Origin of the sequence: Billgrantia endophytica (assembly GCF_002879615.1) — a bacterium.
In the GTDB taxonomy this organism is placed as follows: Bacteria; Pseudomonadota; Gammaproteobacteria; order Pseudomonadales; family Halomonadaceae; genus Halomonas; species Halomonas endophytica.
In genome coordinates, this window is the sequence record NZ_PNRF01000041.1 from 22,222 (window position 1) to 39,878 (window position 17,657).

Here is a 17,657-nt window from a genome sequence, read left to right on the forward strand (position 1 = left end):
CGAGTGGGTCGAGCCGGGTGATGGTGTTCACTGGCCGCCTCCCTTGACTGCGTCGTGTACGGGCTTCAGCAGTCGTTCGGCCAGTGCGGCGAAACTGTCTGGCCCGTTGCGATTGGCCTCGACAAGGGTGCGGAAGCTGCGCCAGCGATGGGCCAGGTAGGGATTGCGGCTCACCTCGCCGGCGTTGAAGTCGTCGCCTTCGTAGGTCTTGCGGGCGGCGTGCCAGGCGTCGTCGTCGGCCGTGCTCTCGGGGGTCCCCAGTTTGCTCAGCCAGACGAAGGCGGTGCCCATGGCCAGCGGCAGCGGGGCCTGCATGCCGGCCCGCCAGGCGGCAATCAGTTCGTGCAGCTGCGTGCGGGCGTCCTCGGGGTCGAGGGGCGGCAGGGTCACGTGGCCGGCCTTGGAGAGCAGCCGCGTGGTCAGGGGCTCGCCATTCAAATGGCCGGATAGATGCGCCACCCAGGGCCGCACCAGGTGGTGCCAGTGGTACTTGTTCTTCTTGATCAGGCTGCTGGTGGACAGCAGCAGGCGGCAGCGGTTGCCCTCGGCGTCCCGGCGCAGCTCGTCCAGCCAGTCTTCGAGCAGCAGGCCCGGCGATACGGCCAGGTGGATGGGCGCCGGCTCGTCGATGGCATGGGGCCAGGACTCCAGCGCTTCGGCGTAGGCCTCGAACAGTTCCTCCATCGGTTCGACGAGCTGTTCGCGCATGCGCTCGCCGAAGGCGCCCATGGCCAGCACGCCCTGGCCCTGCAGGCGGTCCAGCGCGGCGAGCATGGCCGGCTCGCGGGGGCGGCCCTCGTCGATGGCGCGGCGCTGTTCCTGGATCAGTTGGTCCTGCAGTTGCCAGTTGCCCAGGCCGTCGAGGGTGAAAGGCTCATGGTCCAGGCTGGTGAGGTCCTCCTTGTCGAGGAAGACCTTGAGCCGGGTGTTGAAGAAAGCCCTGGCCGGATCGCGCAGAAAATTGCCGAGTTGGATAAGCGTCAGCGGACTCTCCTGAGCGAACTCGCCGAGCGGGTCGGACGGCTCGACCGGGGGGGCGTCGGCGTGCACCTCGCGCCACTCATGGGCATGGGTGAACAGCCGCCGGGCTGAAACGCTGCGCTCGGCCTGCTGCGCTTCGGTGGGGAAGTAGGTGCGGCTGAACGGCTGCAGCGGGTGCTCGGTGGTCAGCGCGTCGAGCAGGTCGCTGCCGTCAGCGGTTTGCCAGCCAGCCTGGAGGTGGTCGCGTAGCTGGCCGACCAGCACCGAGGGCGGCTTCTCGCCGTTGTCGACGATGCTGCGGCCCACCCAGCTCACGTAGAGCTGGTCGCGGGCCGAGAGCAGCGCTTCCAGGAACAGGTAGCGGTCGTCCTCGCGGCGGGAGCGATCGCCGGGGCGGTAGTCGCCGTTCATCAGGTCGAAGTCCATCGGCGGATGGCTGCGCGGGTAGTCGCCGTCGTTCATGCCCAGCAGGCAGACGCGCTTGAAGGGAATCGCGCGCATCGGCATCAGGGTGGCGAAGTTGACCGCTCCGGCCATGAAGCGCTGGGACAGGCTGTGTTCGTCGATCTGCGCCAGCCAGTGTTCGCGCACCACCGACAGCGGCAGCTCGCGGCTCAGCCCGGCCTCTTCGGCACTTTCCTGCCAGGCCTGCAGCGCCAGTTCCAGCTGTGCCAGCATCAGGCTGTCCCGGGCGTCGTCGCCGCTGAAGCTCTCCTCGAGCAGCTGGCGCAGGCGCTGGGCCCAGCCGTTCACGTCGGTGGGTTCGCGCAGGGCGTGCCACTGGCGTTCCAGGGTTTCCAGCAGGGTGGCCAGCGGCCCGGCGAGCTGCGCTTCCAGGCCGCCGATGTCATCGAACGGCTCGATACCCTGCCAGGGGCCGCTGGCGGCCTCGCCCACGGTATAGCCGAGCAGCAGCCGGCGCAGGCCGAAGGCCCAGGTGTTCTGCTCCATGCCGGCGGGCAGGTCGAGGCTCGCCCTCTGCCTGCCGTGCAGGCCCCAGCGGATGCCGGCGCCCTCGATCCAGCGGCGCAGGGTCGGCAGGTCGTTCTCGTCGATGCCGAAGCGGGTACGCAGCGCCGGCACGTCGATCAGGTCGAGCAGTTCGCTCACCGAGAGGCGCAGCTCCGGCAGGCGCAGCAGCGCTTCAAGGGCGATCAGCAGCGGCAGGCGGTGGCGGCTGCCCTGGTCGGAGAGGGTGTAGGGAACATGGCGTGGATCATCACGATCAAGTTGTCCAAAGACCGCCTGGACATGCGGTGCGTAGTGGTCGATGTCCGGCACCATCACGATGACGTCACGCGGGCGCAAGGCCGGGTCGGCGCTGAAGGCGGCGAGCAGCTGGTCGTGAAGAATCTCGATCTCGCGCTGGGGGCTGTGCGCCACGTGGAAGACGAGGGAGTCGTCGCGGCTCGGGTCCACCGCCGGCCAGGCCTCGCGGGTCTCGTGCAGCGGGCGCAGCTCGCGGATGTCGTCCTGCAGCTGGTTGAGCAGGCGCGCCTGGCCCCGGCTATTCACGAAGGGCTCGAACAGGTCGATGCGCAGCGACTCGGCGGCGAACAGCCCCTCGTACCGCTGGCTGTCGTCGTGTTCGTCCAGCAGGCGCAGGTAGTCGCGGCCCTGCTTGCCCCAGGCGGCGAGCAGCGGCTGGGCGTGCAGGTGCAGCGGGCTCCCGCCGTCGCCATTAGCGTCAGCGTCGCCAAGGCCGAGCACGTCGAGGCGCGTTGGCATGCCTTCCTTGCGCTGCTGGCGGTAGCGCTCGGCGCGGAGAAGATCCTTGTGTTCGATGATGTCCGCCCAGTAGTGCTGGCAGGGGTTGTGCACGCACAGCACCACCTGGCAGCAGCGGGCGATGGCGGCCAGCGCCTCCAGCGTCTGCTGGGGCAGCGAGGAGATGCCGAACACCATCACCCGGCGCGGCAGGCCGGGTGGGTGGTCGTTGCCGTCGAGATGGCGGGCGGTTTCCATGAAGCGCCGGTGCACCATGGCGCGGCTGGAGTCGATGCCGCCGTCGCCGACGTCTTCGATCAGCGTGCGCCAGAGGGCGGGCTGCCAGCGCTGGGTCTCGTCCAGCGGCCGGGCCTGGCCGCTGGCGGGGATCAGCACGTCCTCGCCGCGCCCCCAGGCGTCGAGCCAGTCGGCGCGGTACACCTGGTACTGGTCGAACAGGTCGGCCAGGCGCTCGGCGAGCTGGTAGTGCTTGCGCAGGTCATCGTCATGGGCGAGGAACTGCCGCAGCGGGGCGAACTCGTCGCGGTTCATCAGCGTCGGCAGCAGGCGCAGCAGCCGCCACAGCAGGCGGGACTTGTCGAAGGGCGATGTGACGGGTACCGCTGCGGAATCGTGTTCACCCGTTGCCTCGCCATGGGCCAGCACCGCGCGATAGGCCTGCCATAGAAAGCGCGCCGGCAGGGTGATGTCCAGCGCGGCGGCAATGCCCGAGCCACCGGTGCCGTCGTCGCGCTCGTCGGCGGCCAGCGCCAGCTTCAGCCACTGGCTGATGCCGTTGCTCTGCACCAGGATCGTCTCGTTCTCCAGCGGCGCCAGCGGGTGGCGCTTCATCCACTCCACCGCCACGCCGCGCAGGTCCTCCAGGCGGTTGCCGTGAACGACCATGAAGCCGGGCTGAAGCGACGAAGAGCTGGAGAGCGGCATGGCGGGTCCTTGGTGCGTACATAAATACAGTTTTGCAGTTTTACAGGTTTACGCTTTTACAGTCATGCGGTTCCAAGCTGAAATGCTTATACAGATAGGCGCTTGTTTGATCATGAACACTGAGGCATGGTCTTGAGATCGTGCATTGCACTTCTTTATCAGGGACGACCATTGGCCTACGATCTCAGCGAACGCCTTGTAATCGGGCTGGCATCCAGCGCTCTATTCGATCTGGAGGAATCCGATCGGGTCTTCCGCGAGCAGGGGGAAGCGTCCTATCGCATCTATCAGCGCGACAATGAGAACAAGCCGTTAAGCACCGGCGTTGCCTTCCCGTTCATCAAGCGTCTGCTGTCATTGAACGAACTGAGCCCGGACAACCCGCCCATCGAGGTGGTGCTGCTTTCGCGCAACGATCCGGAAACCGGGCTGCGGGTCATGAAGTCGATCGAGCATCATGAGCTGGGCATTACGCGGGCCATCTTTCTCCAGGGGCGCTACCCCCACCGCTTCATTCCTGCGTTGAACATCAGCTTGTTTCTGTCCGCCAATCGCCAGGACGTCGACCAGGCGATCCTGGCGGGACACCCGGCGGGGCAGGTGCTGTCGTCGGGCGATCTCGACCTGACCGATGAGGAGGAACTGCGAATCGCCTTCGACTTCGATGGCGTGCTGGTCACCGACGAGTCTGAAACCATCTACCAGCAGCAGGGGATCGATGCATTTCACGAGTATGAGCGGGCCAATGCCCAGGTGCCGCCCGAGGCGGGCTTGCTGGCCGTTTTCCTGCGCAAGCTGGCCTACATCCAGATGCTGGAAAAGCAGCGAGAAGAGGAAACGCAGGGAGCGTATCGCCCCAAGGTCAGGGTCTCTATTGTTACCGCCCGCAACGCGCCGGCCCATGAGCGGGTCATTCATACCATGCGCAGTTGGGGAGTGACCGTCAATGAGGCCTATTTTCTCGGCGGTATCGCCAAGGAGCACGTTCTCGGCATCATCAAACCGCACATCTTCTTCGACGACCAGGCGTCTCATCTCTCAGCCACCAGCGATATTCTGCCATCGGTGCATGTGCCGTTCGGGCAGCTTAACCACGGGTTAGGCGCCAGTGAGGAGGGCGCCGTTCGGCCTGGCCTTTCGTCGCGGGAAGAGGGGGCGGCATAAGTGGGTATCCGGCTCGCCTGGCGCTGAGGGATTTCAGGCTCCTTACTTCACGCGATACGGGTGAGTTGCACTCTCCCTCGGTGGTGAAGCCTGTTTCGTCTCGATGGTTGAGATTGAATGTGCCGATCAAGCATGATTCGCATACGAATAAAATCCCCTCTATAATTCATATGCGCATAGCTTGTTTGCAGGAGCCACCCATGAACGCCGAACAGCTGCTCGAACGCCCCGATACGGCCAGTCCCGAGGCCGGCCGCGTGGCCTTGAAGTTCTTCTTCAACGTCATGGCGCTGTGGGGCTGCACACCTGCCCAGCAGCGCATCCTGCTGGGCGGTATCGGCAACACCACCTACCACAAGTACAAGAAGCTGCCCCAGGTGCGTCTACCCCATGACACCCTGGAGCGTATCTCCTACCTGATGGGGATCCACAAGGCGCTGCGTCTCCTCTTCAGCAGCAGCCCCGACAAGGCCTACGAATGGGTGCGCAAGGCGAATGTCGCGCCGCCATTCAATGGGCAGTCGGCCCTCGAATACATGCTGCACGGGCGCGTCATTGACCTGGCCGATACCCGGCGCTATCTGGATGGCGTGCGGGGGTGAGTGCGACGGCGATATGCCTTCCCGAGTGGCGTAATGGCTTTCGCATCGTCAACAGCGCCTACCCGCCCATCGCCGTGTTCGAGGACACCCTGGACCCGGAAGATCTGGAACTGGCCTTCGCCATCGAGGCGATGACCAACGACGGGCTGCTCGAAGAGGCCGGACAATGGAATCGCGTGCCGCCCCATGATCGTGTCGCAGGCCCCGGTTCCTCTCCCATCATGGCGGCCTTTACTCACATCGGACGGCCATCGCGATTCACCGACGGTAGCTACGGGATCTACTACTGCGCCAGCACGCTGGACGCGGCGATTGCCGAGACCCGCCATCACATGGCCGAGTTTCTGGCGGCAACCCGCGAGGCCAGCGTCGAAATCACCATGCGGACCTATATCAACACCATTACCCAGGCGTTGCATGACGTGCGTGTGGGTTACCCCGAGCTGCACGACCCGGACCCGGCCACCTATTCCCGGGGGCAGGCGTTCGCTTCACGTCTCCGGGCGGAAGAGGCCTGGGGCATTCTCTACCGCAGCGTCAGGCACCCGGGGCATGAGTGCGCGGCGGTGCTGCGGCCGCCGGCGTTGAGCATACCCGTCCAGGGGCCGCATCTTCGCTATGTGTGGGATGGCAAGGCGCAGGCCGTGACCCATGTGCTGGAGGTCTCCGAGCATCGGATGAGATGAGTGGATGGATTCGCTCCGGCCTCGTGAACCAAGAAGGGAGCACTGGGCTCCCTGTCATATTCTAAACAGGTGTGGGATTCTCGGACGTACTACTTCGGCCGGCCTCCCGGTGAGGAGGTGCGTGAAATGAAAGCTTCGCTGGCGCTAGCCCCCGACGCGGGTGGCGGGCATGGCGGTGCCGCATTGAGGGACTTGTCGAGCGGTGTAGGATGGGAGACCTCACCGACCACAGCAAAGGCTAGCCATGAGCGACTATCTGCTGGAAGGGGCGCCGCTGAGCAGCGGGGCCATCTATCGTCTGTTCTGCGGCACGATCTGCCCGCGCCCCATCGCCTGGGTGTCGACCCGGGATCGCGACGGCAACACCAACCTGGCGCCGTTCTCCTTTTTCAACGTGGTGAGCGTGGCGCCGCCGGTGCTGGGCTTCTCGCCGCTGCTCAATGGCGAAGGGCAGCCCAAGGACACCATCCGCAACCTGGAGCAAGTGCCGGAGTGCGTGGTGCATATCAGCGGCGAGGCGCTGGTGGAGGCGATGAATATCACCAGTACCAGCCTGCCGGAGGGTGAGGACGAGTTCGCCCTGGCGGGCCTGGAAAAGGTCGCCATGCCGGGGTTGTCGGTGCCGCGAGTGGCGGCTGCCCCGGCGGCCTTCGGCTGTCGGCTGCGCGAGATCGTGCGTTTCGGCGACCAGCCCATGGCGGGCTGCCTGGTGCTGGCGGAGGTGGTGTCGGTCCACATCGACGATGCCATATGGAATGGCCGCCACGTCTCGGTGGAAGCGCTCAAGCCCATCGGGCGCATGGCGGGCAGCGACTATGCCCGCACGAGCGATCTGTTCGGGCTGGAAAGGCCTGCGTGACCGGGCTCAGTCCGCCTTGCCGCCCAGCGTCTCCCGGTCGAAGGCGGCCGCTTCGGCCAGCAGCCACTCGATGAAGCGAGCGACCGCGGGTGGTGCGTCGCCGGTGGCGGGCACCAGCAGGTCGTAGGTCATGGGCGAGGCAAGAACGTAGTGTTCGCCGAAGGGGCGTACGAGGATACCGCTCTTCAAGCGATCCATCGCGATGGGGTGGTTGGCGAGCATGACGCCGCGCCCGGCGATGGCCTGATCCAGGGCCAGGCCGAACAGCGAATAGCAGCGCTGTGGCGGGGTGACCCTGTCGCCGACGCCGGCAGCCTTGAGCCACTCTCTCCAGCCGGGAAAGGCAATTCCCTGCCGCGACTCCCAGCCGACATCCAGCAGGGTATGGCTGGCCAGATCGGCGGGTTCCCGCAGGGACTGGTCCTGTTGCAACAGAGACGGGCCGCAGACGGGAAACAGTTCATCGCCAAACAAGCGATGACTCGTCACGCCCGGCCAGGGGCCACGGCCGTAGCGAATCGCCAGGCGCGCGCCGTCGCCTTGCCAGGCGGGCATGGTGAGCGACTGGCTGGCATCCAGGGAGATATCGAGGCCACCCAACTTGGCGTCGAACTCCGCCAAACGGGGAAGTAACCACAGCTGCATAAAGGAGGGTGGTGCACTGAGTGTCAGCAGGGGCGCTTGGTGGGCGCGCTCGCGTGCGGCCGTGACCCCGGCGGCAATACGCTCGAGGCCGCTATCGATATCCCGGGCCAGTTGCCGTCCTGCTTCGTTCAACTGCACGCCATTGGCGTGCCGAGCGAAGAGCGCAATCCCCAGGCGTGCTTCGAGCTGCTTGATCTGCCGGCTGACCGCACCGGGGGTCACGCCCAGGCGACTGGCGGCGCTCTTGAAGCTCTCCGCACGCGCCGCTTCGGCGAAGGCTCGCAACGCGTTCAGCGGCAGGCGTTCGATCTTCATAGGGTGAGTTTTCCTGATCCTTGGTCTGCAGATTAATCGTTTGGCGCCTCCGGTGGCAAATGCTCAACTGAGCACCAATTACCACCGAGGGGGGAACATGCAGAATACCAAGCAGTTGAGTAATGCTGTGTCATCAGAGTGCTGCGCGGCGGTGCGTTGCCACCTGGACCTGCAGGCGAGTGCCTTGATGATCGTGTTCTGCCTGGCGCTGGGCTTTCAGCAGGTGGCGATCAAGATGGTCGCCACTGATATCTCGCCGCTGGCACAGATTGCCCTGCGCTCTGCTTTTGCGGCATTGCTGGTGGCGGCCCTGGTGCATTGGCAAGGCATTCGCTTTGCCGATATGCGCGCGCACCTGGGCCCCGGCATCCTGGTAGGATTGGGGTTTAGCGCAGAGTTCGTGTTCGTGGCTTGGGGGCTGACCTACACTCTGGCATCGCACATGTCGGTATTTCTCTATACGGCGCCGGTGTTTGCCGCCCTGGGGTTGCACTTGCTGGTGCCCGGAGAGCAGCTCACGCGGCGCCAGTGGTGGGGCGTTGGGCTGGCCTTCTGCGGGATGGCATTCGCCATGGCCCCCGACACCGATATCGAGCATGCCGCCGATATCCTGCGCGGCGATATCCTTGGCTTGCTGGCCGGTCTCTCCTGGGCGCTGACCACGCTGGTGATACGCCGCTCCTCCCTTTCCGAAGCGCCGCCGGTGCAAACGCTGTATTACCAGCTCGCCATCGCCGCGCTACTGCTGTTGCCGGTGAGTGCGATGCTGGGTGATCTCGGCCGCATCCAGCTGAGCGGGGCGGCGGTCGCCAGCCTGGCTTTCCAGACCCTGGCCATCTCGTTTGCCGCTCTGCTGCTCTGGTTCGCACTGCTACGGCGTTACTTGGCTTCGCAACTGGGTGTCTTCTCGCTGTTGTCGCCGGTATTCGGCGTGCTATTCGGTGCTCTGCTGCTCGGCGAGCCGTTGACGCTCAATTTCGTGGTGGGCGGCGCGGTGCTGCTGGTGGGACTGTTGATCGTGACCCGCTGATGGGGTCAGATCGGACCGAGCGGCACCTCGCCCGCCTCGTGGGCCAGCAGCCACTGCTTGCGGCCAAGCCCGCCGGCGTTGAGCATTCCTGTCCAAGGCCTGCATCTACGCTATGTATGGGATGGCAAGGCGCAGGCGTTTACCCATGTGCTGGAGGTCTTCGAGCATCGGGTGGCGCTTCATCCACTCCACCGCCACGCCGCGCAGGTCCTCCGGGCGGTTGCCGTGAACGACCATGAAGCCGGGCTGAAGGGGAGTGGACTTGGCGGCGGCAGCGAATGGTGCTAAATATTCGATGCGATCCTTGTGCCATACGACAGCATACTGCCCCGGCTTTTTCTTGCGGTCCAATGTGGCCTTTACGGTAACCTTCAGCGATTCCAACGCATGCCGGGCTTTCAGGTGAAGGGGGCTCATAGACGTCTCGGCCACCCGCTGTGCGAGGTCGGGGTTCAGAAGACAATGTCGATATGTCGGGAGAGGTTCATGCGTATTGCAGCAGCCAGCCGAAATGGCGTCACCCTTGCCGGTCACATCGGCAAGTGTGCCCGGTGGATCGTGTATGAGGTGACCGAATCACCTCTGGGTGAGCCTCTGGTGACCGAGGTGGAGCGCATCGACCTGCCGAAGGAACTGATTTTCCATCATTACAAGGATCGGCAGCCCCATCCGTTGGGGAACTGCAAGGCCGTGATTGGAGCCAGTGCCGGTGACAGCTTCATCGGCAAGATGCGAAAGCGCGGCATCGAAGCGGTGCTGACAGCGGAAAGCGACCCGGCCACGGCGGTGGCGGATTATGCCCGCGACCGCCTGCTACCGCCGAAACCCCGCCCGATCGGTAGCCTGATCTGCAAGGTTCATGACCTGCTGTCGTCGGACAAATGACGGGGCCGGTCGGTCCCGCTCCCGGCAAGAGCCCCTGCCTGGCGGCAACAGGTGTCGCCAACGTCTGATTCACCACACTGGTCCTGCGCACCCGGCCAAATAACATTGATAATCAATAGCAGTTTGGCGATGATACGCCTTCGATGCGCCCCCTCTCGGTGCCAAGGTGCCTTCTCCAATAACGTCGCCATGACCAAACCTCCTCACTCCCTGCTGCAGATGTTCCTGGGCGAACGCTCGCGCCTGGTCAAGCGGATCAGGCGAATCGTCGACAACGACGCCACAGCCGAGGATCTTGCCCAGGACACTTTCCTCAAGCTCTGGCGTCGCCCGCCCGGAGATGACACCACTGGCCTGCTGTATCGCACCGCCCAGAATCTGGCGCTGGATCACCTGCGTGCCCAGAAGGTTCGCCAGCGCCATGAAGAACAGACGCAAGACCAGGAACAGGAGCGCCATGACGACGAGCCGACACCCGAGGACATCGCCGGCACCATCGAGCGTTGGCATGGCCTGATGGAAGTGCTCGATGCCTTGCCGGCGCGCACGCGGCGTATTTTCCTGCTCAATCGGGTGGAAGGCGAAACCTACGCCACCATTGCCAAGCAGTTGAAGGTATCGGTCAGTACGGTGGAGAAGGACATGATGCGTGCCATGCGCGCCTGCCGCGAATGGCGAGCACGGCAGCATGACAAATGAGGAAAACTGTCGTGTGAGCCGTTGTTCTATCAATACCATCACTAGAGACGAGCCGGTCTACGCCACCGAAGTGGACCGAGGAGAACCAGGCTTGGCATCCACATCGAAGCCCCCATCGACGCGACCACACCTCGACGAGGAAACCATCGATATCGCCATGGAATGGTACTTGCGGCTCAAGGACGATAGCGCGACCCAGGAAGATCGCCTGGCGTTTCGCCAATGGCTGGACCGCGACGAGCGCCACGCCATGGCCTACGCCGATGCCGGGGCGCTGTGGCAAGACGTCGAAGCGCCCGCCTGCCTATGGGTGAAGCGGGAACGCCATCGTGAGCACCAGCGACACACCAGGGCGGTACGGCGTCGACGTCCATGGGTCGCGGTGGCCTGCGCGCTGCTGCTGGCCCTGTTCGTGAGCGCCGGACTATGGCGCGACCCCGGCATGCCGGACCGGATGATGGCGGATGTCTCCACCGTGCCCGGGCAGTCCCACGAGATGCGCCTGGCCGATGGTTCCTGGTTGTTTCTGGACGCCGATAGCGCGCTCGATATCGACATGGCCCGAGACATGCGTGAGCTGACCTTGCGCCGCGGGCGGCTGTGGGTGGATGTTCTCTCCGAGGATGCGCGGCCCTTTCATGTCGTTGCCGGAGACGCCCTGGTGAAGGTGGTGGGCACGCGCTTTGCCGTCGAGCGTGATGGCGAGCAGGTCAAGGTCACGGTGGAGGAGGGACGGGTCGCGGTATCCGGCGACCGCTCTCCGGAAAATGCCGAAAGCATCGTGTTGGATGCCGGCCAGCAGATCGTGGTCAGCGATGGCATGCTCGGCGTACCCAGCGACATCGATGCCTGGGTCCAGTTTGCCTGGCGCCGGGGGCAGGTCGTCTTCGATCAGGCCGGTATCGCGGAGGTGGTCGCGCAACTGGAGCGCATGCTGCCTGGGCGGGTGCTGTTCGACGGTGATCGGCTTGGCTCCTTGAGGCTTTCCGGCAGCTTTCCCGGTGATGACCCCACGGCTCTGCTCGATGCCCTCGACAGCGCCCTGGGCGTCGAGGTGCGGCGGGTTCCCGGCGGGCTCGTCTGGTTGCGCTTGCCTGGCGATGCATAAGGTGGTAAATGATAATCGTTACGGGTTTTCCCCTGGTCGCACGTTCTTTTCATAGACCCTGTGTGAAATGGTCGACCGTTGCATGATCGAGATGCGGTCATGCGCGGCTCGCCCAGATAGGGGTCCAGGCGCACATGACCGTGCTTGTCCTGCCAACCATCACGAGGAATGGAATGAACACGATAATCGAAGCCCCCGGCATGGCGACGATACTGCCACTCAGCAAGCGCCTGAAGCAGGCGACTCACGCCCACCACGAGCGCGTTGACCAAGGCATCATGGCGCTGCAGCCGTTCGCCAGCCGTGAGGGGTACATGGCGTTCTTGAAGGTCCAGTATCGCTTCCAGCGGCACACCGCATCTCTCTATCACGATCCCGCGCTTGCCGAGTGGATCACCGACCTGCCGGAACGCTGCCGATTCCCCGCCATCAAGCAGGATTGCGAGGATCTCGGCGTTGATACCGAGGCCCTGGATGGGCCGCAAGGGCCTGAAATAGCGACTCTGCCCGAAGCGCTGGGCTGGCTCTACGTCAACGAAGGTTCCAACCTGGGGGCGGCTTTCCTGCTCAAGTACGCCGCCGCGCTGGAACTGACTCGGGAATTCGGTGCCAGGCACCTGGCGCCCAGCGATTCGGGACGTGGGGCCCACTGGCGTCAATTCACCGCGCAACTCGATGCCATAGAGCTCACCGAAGAACAGCAACGGATTGCGATCAAGGGCGCTCAAGACGCCTTTGCCCATGTCGAGGCCCTGGCGGCCACTCGCATGGGCTGAAGCATCGGTTGCGGCCCATGACCATGCGCGTCGCAACCTCCGATAACGATTGCAAGGTACGCAGGAAACAGCAATGAAACACACCATTCGGTGGGGCATGGCGACGCTCGTCGCCATGCTGCTGCCTGGCTCGCTTGCGTTGTTGCGCTGGTGGGCGGCTTGTCTTTTCTTCCTGGTAGTGGCCGGTCTGTCGATGCTGACGTATGGCTTGGCCAATGGATGGCCTGGCATGGCCTTTCTCACCCTGTTGATCGTCATGGGCGCGCTGCTTGGCCTATACGGTCTCGCGGTGTCGGTGGCGCTGCTGATCGTCGTCGAACACGCTCGGTGCGATAGTCCTTCGAGCAGTCCGACGAGTCCACTACATGCTCAAGCGAATTCATATGCCACCACAGTGGGCGCTATCGATCATCGAGAGAACGTCAACATCTGATGGCCGTGCCGAGATCTGTTTTATCAGCTTCGTGATAAGAGGACTGAGTCAGCCAGCGCGGCGAACCGGGCCTCGGTCTTGCTGTTAAGAAGTAACCTATAAGTTACCATTGAAAATGAAAATCAAGCTTCAAGAGTTTCTACGAAACGACGGCACCAGTCCCTACCGGGAGTGGTTCGATGAGCTTGATGCCCAGGCCGCCGCAAAAGTGGCTACTGCCGTATACCGTATGTCGATGGGTAACACCTCAAACATCAAGTGGTTCGAGGGGATCGGGAGTACCGTATTGACTGGGGGCCTGGGTATCGCATCTATCTGGCCAGGGAAGGGGAGCAGATGATCATCTTATTCGGTGGAGGCACCAAGAAACGGCAGCAAGCGGATATTGAGAATGCCAAAGCGCTTCGCGATGAGTACAAGCGACGTAATCGAAAGGCGAAGTAAAGAAGGAGAGCGAGCATGGCTCTGACCCGAGATTTCAAGGTAACTATTGCCGCGCGTGCCGAGTGCGACCCGGACTTTGCCAAAGCCATGCTGGATGAGGCAATCACCTTGTTTCTCAATGGCGAACCTGATACAGCACGTCTGCTGCTGCGCGGTCTAGTTAACGCGACGGTAGGGTTCGAGGGGTTAGCCGAAGACACTGGCAAGCCCAGCAAGAGCTTGCATCGAATGCTGTCCCCGTCTGGAAACCCCAGCATGGATAACCTGGCCGCGATTGTCGGCGCAGTTCGCAAGGTGCTCAAGGTCAATCTGGAAGTGCATGCCGTCAGCGCGGCATGATACGTTCAACCAGGCCTCTGTAACCATGGCAAGCTCATCTGACGGCGTGATCTTGCTGGCTCGCTGGCGTTGTTGCGCTAGTGGGTAGCTTGTCTTCTTGGCAGTGGCCACTACTGTGGACAGGCCGCCAGGGTTATCCCTGGCGGCCTGTTCGTCTGTCTTGGGCCTACTGGAGAGCGCTGGGCGCGATCCGGCGGATATGATCGCCCTGTGGATCGTCTTCGCCGCGTGACTTGTTGACCGCGAACACGTTGCCCTTGCCGTCCTCATGCACGTGATTGGGAAAGGTGCCGCCGTCGAGGTTGGCGACGATCTGCCCCTCGCGGTCGAGCACGGTGACGGTGCCGGACGCACGGTTGCTGACGTAGGCCAGTCCGGTGGCGGTGTCGAAGGCCACGTTCAGCGGGCCGGCGCCGACCGGGACGTCATGCACGATCTCACCCGACGCCAGGTCGACGTACAGCAGGTTGTCGGAGCCCTGCGAGGCGACCAGCAGCCGTTCGCTCTCGGCGTCGTAGGCCACGCCGGAGGCCCTGTTGGCATTGGCCAGCCGGACCACTTTCTCCACGCTGTCGTTCTCGGTGTCGATGACCACGGCCTCGGGGGTGTTGAGGCTGACGGTGAACAGCCGGCCGCTTTCCTCGTCCAGTTCCAGACTCATCGGCACGAACCTCTCGCCGCGCAGCGCCGATGCGATCTCGATGTTGGTGATGAAGTCGAGCGAGGTGGCGTCGAACACCGAGATGTAGTTCTCTCCGGTCGCCGAGACGTAGGCCTTGCCGCGCTGCGTGTCGACGATCACGTCGCGGGAGTGCGGCACCGTGCCGATGTCGAACTGCTTGACCAGCGACAGATCGGACTGGCGGTAGACGGAGATCGTGTCCTCACGGGTATTGGTGATCCAGACGTTGTCGTTGGCGTCGTCCACGCCGACGCCGTATGTCGCGAACACCCGCTGGTCGTCGTATCCCGGCACCTGCTCCGGCGTGGCCTGGGCGAGGACCTCCAGCGTGTGCGGATCGACCTTCAGCAGCGCCGATTCGGTGACCGGTGGTCGGCCGACGGCCGAGGTGACGAACAGGGCGTCGCTTCCGGCACTGTAGGCGGTCTGATACAGGCCCTGGGGCAGCGGCGCCTCGGCGACGTCGAAGCGATCCTCGCCCGACAGCGGCACCTGGGGGGATATCTTCAGCTCGACGATCCGCGCGGCCGAGGGATTGGACGCCCTGAGCACGATCGGGTGGCGTCCCGGCACGGCGTCCTCCGGCAGCGTGAACGTGCCGCTCAAGCCGCCCTCGGCGTCGGCGACGTAGGGCTCCGGGTTGAGCACGGTATCGCCTCGCGAGAGCGTTATTTCCTGCCCCGGCGTGAAGTCGCGGCCGATGAATTCGACCTCGCTGCCGGCGACGATCAGCGGCGTGGTGGGCCGCACGTTGCCGCGGAAGTCCGGATCGGGCGCGTCGAAGTCCTGCGCGGAAGCTGACGTGGTGAAGGCGCAGAGCGCCAGGGCCAGCATGGCCAGGCGCGGTGCGCGATCGGGATGACACTGTGGTTGCATGGGACTCTCTCCATGGGTCGATGAGCCGGACGGGGCACGGCGGAGGGTTGTGACGAGGGTTGCGACGGGGTTGTGATGAGAGCTGCCTGGGTCGGCATCGTCATGACGGATGCCTGGATAGCGGGTGCAGGCGACGCGCTTCATGGCTGGCTGCCAATGAGCGCTGTGCCGAATCGGGGCAGGGGACGCCAGCCGCCCGGCCCGACGATGCGGCCCGGCTCGCGCAGCAGGGCGTCGAGCGCACCGGCCGCCGTCGCCTGCGCATCGTCCGCGCGCAGCGGGTGGGCGCAGCCGGACCACAGCAGCATCTGCACCACCTGGTTGAGCAGGCCGGGGGCGTCACGGAACGCCGCCAGTGCACGCAACTGCGCGAAGTCGTGCGGTCCCTCCGCCAGCGCTCGCAGTACCGGATCGAACAGCTCGGCGGGGCCGGGAACGCGACCTATGCGGGTGTCGAACGTGAGGCCTCCCGCGGTGGGAGCCCCGGGCAGGGCCGCCAGCCGCAGCGTGTCGAGCGCCCGCAGATGGCGCTCCGGCGACAGCGCTGCCGGGGCACGCTGGTAGAGGTCGCGGCGCAGGCTCTGGTTGCGGGCGATGTCCTTGAAGGTTTCGGCCAGCGGCACCGAGCGCAGCTCGCGCAGCAGCGCCTGCGCATCGCCGGGCAGCGACAGCGCGTCGATGTTCTCCACCGGCGTCGCGCTGCCGAGATAGGCGCAATCGATGGTGGCGAAGGCGCGGATGGTGTCGGCGACGTGTTGCGGCTGCCAGCTCTCGACGAGGAATTCGTGCGCCAGGTAGGCGGGGTCTTCATGTTCCAGTGCCTCGAGCTGGCGCGCGATGCCCGGGTGCTCGGCGAGATAGCCGCTGCCGGCATCGGCCAGCCGGCGCACGAACGCCAGTGCCGCCCTGGCCTTGTCGGCGGCATTGTCGGGAAGATGCCGGGCGAACTCACGCATCAGCTTGCCGAGCGCGGCGAGCGACGAGGCTCCCGGGTGGGTCATGTAGCCGACATGGGCGATGCCCTCCGGCTTCAGCCGGCGCCGAACGAACTCGAGCATGCCCTGACGAACGTCGTCCGCGACCCACGCCCAGACCCCGTGGGTGACGATGAAGTCGAAGTGCGCCTCCGCGTCCGCGGCGTCACCGCCGGGATCGCGCAGGTCGCGTGCAATGAACGCGACGTTGGTGATGCCGGCGTCCCTGGCGATCCCGCGGGCGCGCTCGATCTGCCCGGTGTCGACGTCGATGCCGACGAAGCGCCCGGACGGATTGGTCGCCGCCGCCAGCAACACGTTCAGGCCGCCGCCGCAGCCCAGCTCGCACCAGGTATATGGCGTCGATATGTCGGGGGCGGCGTATCCCAGCGCCGTGACCGTCGCGTGCAGCCATAGCGGCATGGTCTCGCGATGGAAGTGGTCGGGGTAGGGCACGTCGAGGGCAATGGGCCCGTGAGGGATCGGCGTCATCGTATCGCTCCCCGTGTATCGCTGCGGTCGGCCACGCCAGCGACGGTGTGCAGCGTGGCCATCAGCGAAGCGCGGAAGGTGAGGCCGTGAGTCAGTTCCGGAAACTCGCGGTAGTCCACTTCGAGGCCGGGAACCTGACGTAATCGCCCGGCGAGATTGGCGGTGGCATCCGAGGGTGCGGCGGCGGTGCGCCGCAGGTGCTCCCGCACCCGAGGGTCGCTCATGTCGCGGTGGCTGGTGTCGCGGGCGCGCTCGCCGCCGCCCAGGCTCAGCAGTACGCGGGCGGGATGGCCGGCGCCGTGGGCGATGAAGTGGCGTTCGGGGTCGCCGAGCATCGCACCGTCCGCCCACCACAGCGACGGGCTGCCGGCGGCATAGGTCTGGAACGCGCCGGTCCGCGTGTACAGCGTATGCAGCGCGAACAGCCCGGCCAGTGAATGCCCCCATAGCGTCTGCCGCCCGGGGTCGGTCGCGACCCGGCGTGCCAGCTCCGGGCGTATCCGTCGTTCGATGATCTCGAGGAAGGCGTTCGCTCCACCACCGCGGCGCTCCCCCGGTGTGTCCGCATTCTCGCGGCTGTCGGCGGCGAAGGTGTAGTCGCGGGTGCGACTGGGGTCGATGCGCCGGTCGTTGTCGTAACCGACGAATACCAGCACTTGCGGTTCCGGCTGCGCCGCCAGTTCCTCCAGCAGCGCTGCATCGAACTCCATCAGCGCGGCATTGCCGTCGAGCATCCACAATGCCGGGAATCCCGTGGCCGGCACGGGGCGATGCGGAATTCCCAGGGTCACCCGCCAGCGACGCTGAGCGTCCGCGCTGTCCACGGTGAACGACTCGAACCGATAATGCTCCGGCGATTCGTCGAGCACGGTATGGCCGATGCGCCGGTCGGGATCGCTCTGTTGCGCCGAGGCGCCGCTGCACAGGGCGAAGGTGAACACGGTGAGCAGGGCCGCGCGCAGTGCGCGCGGCGTGGCGGATCGTCTCGGGTGCATGCAGGCAAGCTCTCCGGGCG

The 17,657-nt window shown here is 65.0% G+C and carries 17 protein-coding genes; 11 read left to right on the forward strand and 6 right to left on the reverse strand.

Annotated elements, in window-relative coordinates; translation table 11 throughout:
• Positions 1 to 27: 27 nt before the first annotated feature.
• Positions 28 to 3,633 carry an exodeoxyribonuclease V subunit gamma gene (gene recC / locus C1H69_RS19410; RefSeq protein ID WP_102655040.1) on the reverse strand — a complete coding sequence of 1,202 codons (3,606 nt, stop codon included), beginning with the start codon at positions 3,631 to 3,633 and terminating at the stop codon, positions 28 to 30.
• A 171-nt stretch (positions 3,634 to 3,804) separates the two neighbouring features.
• Here recC and C1H69_RS19415 point away from each other — a divergent pair, with 171 nt between their 5' ends.
• From C1H69_RS19415 to C1H69_RS19430, 4 genes are all read left to right on the forward strand, one after another.
• Positions 3,805 to 4,797 carry a 5'-nucleotidase gene (locus C1H69_RS19415; protein WP_102655041.1) on the forward strand — a complete coding sequence of 331 codons (993 nt, stop codon included), beginning with the start codon at positions 3,805 to 3,807 and terminating at the stop codon, positions 4,795 to 4,797.
• Positions 4,798 to 4,997: 200 nt separating this feature from the next.
• A complete protein-coding gene (locus tag C1H69_RS19420; RefSeq protein WP_102655042.1) occupies positions 4,998 to 5,399 on the forward strand; it encodes an antitoxin Xre-like helix-turn-helix domain-containing protein in 402 nt (133 codons plus the stop codon).
• Positions 5,396 to 6,085: an RES family NAD+ phosphorylase gene (locus tag C1H69_RS19425; RefSeq protein ID WP_240610017.1), complete on the forward strand. Its 690-nt coding sequence runs from the start codon at positions 5,396 to 5,398 to the stop codon at positions 6,083 to 6,085. The genes C1H69_RS19420 and C1H69_RS19425 overlap by 4 nt, the downstream gene beginning before the upstream one ends.
• 244 nt (positions 6,086 to 6,329) lie before the next feature.
• Positions 6,330 to 6,944, forward strand: coding sequence for a flavin reductase family protein (locus C1H69_RS19430; protein WP_102655043.1), 615 nt, complete (start codon positions 6,330 to 6,332; stop codon positions 6,942 to 6,944).
• Between the two features lie 6 nt (positions 6,945 to 6,950).
• Here the strand turns inward: C1H69_RS19430 and C1H69_RS19435 are convergent, their stop codons facing one another.
• Complete coding sequence (locus tag C1H69_RS19435) at positions 6,951 to 7,904, reverse strand: LysR substrate-binding domain-containing protein (RefSeq protein ID WP_102655044.1); 954 nt, start codon at positions 7,902 to 7,904, stop codon at positions 6,951 to 6,953.
• Between the two features lie 97 nt (positions 7,905 to 8,001).
• On the opposite strand from C1H69_RS19435, the gene C1H69_RS19440 reads away from it, so the two are divergent.
• A complete protein-coding gene (locus tag C1H69_RS19440) occupies positions 8,002 to 8,934 on the forward strand; it encodes a DMT family transporter (RefSeq protein ID WP_102655045.1) in 933 nt (310 codons plus the stop codon).
• A 105-nt stretch (positions 8,935 to 9,039) separates the two neighbouring features.
• On the opposite strand, the gene C1H69_RS23935 is transcribed toward C1H69_RS19440, so the two are convergent.
• Positions 9,040 to 9,351, reverse strand: coding sequence for a hypothetical protein (locus C1H69_RS23935; RefSeq protein WP_205738557.1), 312 nt, complete (start codon positions 9,349 to 9,351; stop codon positions 9,040 to 9,042).
• Between the two features lie 69 nt (positions 9,352 to 9,420).
• Between C1H69_RS23935 and C1H69_RS19450 the strand changes: the two genes are divergently transcribed.
• The 6 genes from C1H69_RS19450 (at position 9,421) to C1H69_RS19480 (ending at position 13,618) form a co-directional block, all read left to right on the forward strand.
• Entirely contained in the window at positions 9,421 to 9,819 is a 399-nt protein-coding gene (locus C1H69_RS19450; protein ID WP_102655047.1) for a NifB/NifX family molybdenum-iron cluster-binding protein, read from the forward strand.
• Between the two features lie 189 nt (positions 9,820 to 10,008).
• A complete protein-coding gene (locus C1H69_RS19455) occupies positions 10,009 to 10,518 on the forward strand; it encodes an RNA polymerase sigma factor (RefSeq protein WP_165789542.1) in 510 nt (169 codons plus the stop codon).
• Positions 10,519 to 10,609: 91 nt separating this feature from the next.
• Complete coding sequence (locus tag C1H69_RS19460; protein WP_165789543.1) at positions 10,610 to 11,626, forward strand: FecR family protein; 1,017 nt, start codon at positions 10,610 to 10,612, stop codon at positions 11,624 to 11,626.
• Between the two features lie 173 nt (positions 11,627 to 11,799).
• Positions 11,800 to 12,402, forward strand: a complete 603-nt coding sequence (locus C1H69_RS19465; protein ID WP_240610018.1) for a biliverdin-producing heme oxygenase — start codon at positions 11,800 to 11,802, stop codon at positions 12,400 to 12,402.
• A gap of 73 nt (positions 12,403 to 12,475) precedes the next feature.
• Entirely contained in the window at positions 12,476 to 12,835 is a 360-nt protein-coding gene (locus C1H69_RS19470) for a hypothetical protein (protein ID WP_102655050.1), read from the forward strand.
• A gap of 459 nt (positions 12,836 to 13,294) precedes the next feature.
• Positions 13,295 to 13,618 (forward strand): helix-turn-helix domain-containing transcriptional regulator, encoded by a 324-nt coding sequence (locus C1H69_RS19480; protein ID WP_102655051.1) that lies wholly within the window; start codon positions 13,295 to 13,297, stop codon positions 13,616 to 13,618.
• A 166-nt stretch (positions 13,619 to 13,784) separates the two neighbouring features.
• Here the strand turns inward: C1H69_RS19480 and C1H69_RS19485 are convergent, their stop codons facing one another.
• The 3 genes from C1H69_RS19485 to C1H69_RS19495 form a co-directional block, all read right to left on the reverse strand.
• Positions 13,785 to 15,176: a YncE family protein gene (locus C1H69_RS19485; protein WP_205738558.1), complete on the reverse strand. Its 1,392-nt coding sequence runs from the start codon at positions 15,174 to 15,176 to the stop codon at positions 13,785 to 13,787.
• A 140-nt stretch (positions 15,177 to 15,316) separates the two neighbouring features.
• On the reverse strand, positions 15,317 to 16,642 hold the full coding sequence (locus C1H69_RS19490; RefSeq protein WP_102655052.1) for a class I SAM-dependent methyltransferase: 1,326 nt from the start codon (positions 16,640 to 16,642) through the stop codon (positions 15,317 to 15,319).
• A complete protein-coding gene (locus C1H69_RS19495) occupies positions 16,639 to 17,637 on the reverse strand; it encodes an alpha/beta hydrolase (RefSeq protein ID WP_102655053.1) in 999 nt (332 codons plus the stop codon). The genes C1H69_RS19490 and C1H69_RS19495 overlap by 4 nt, the downstream gene beginning before the upstream one ends.
• Positions 17,638 to 17,657 lie beyond the last annotated feature (20 nt).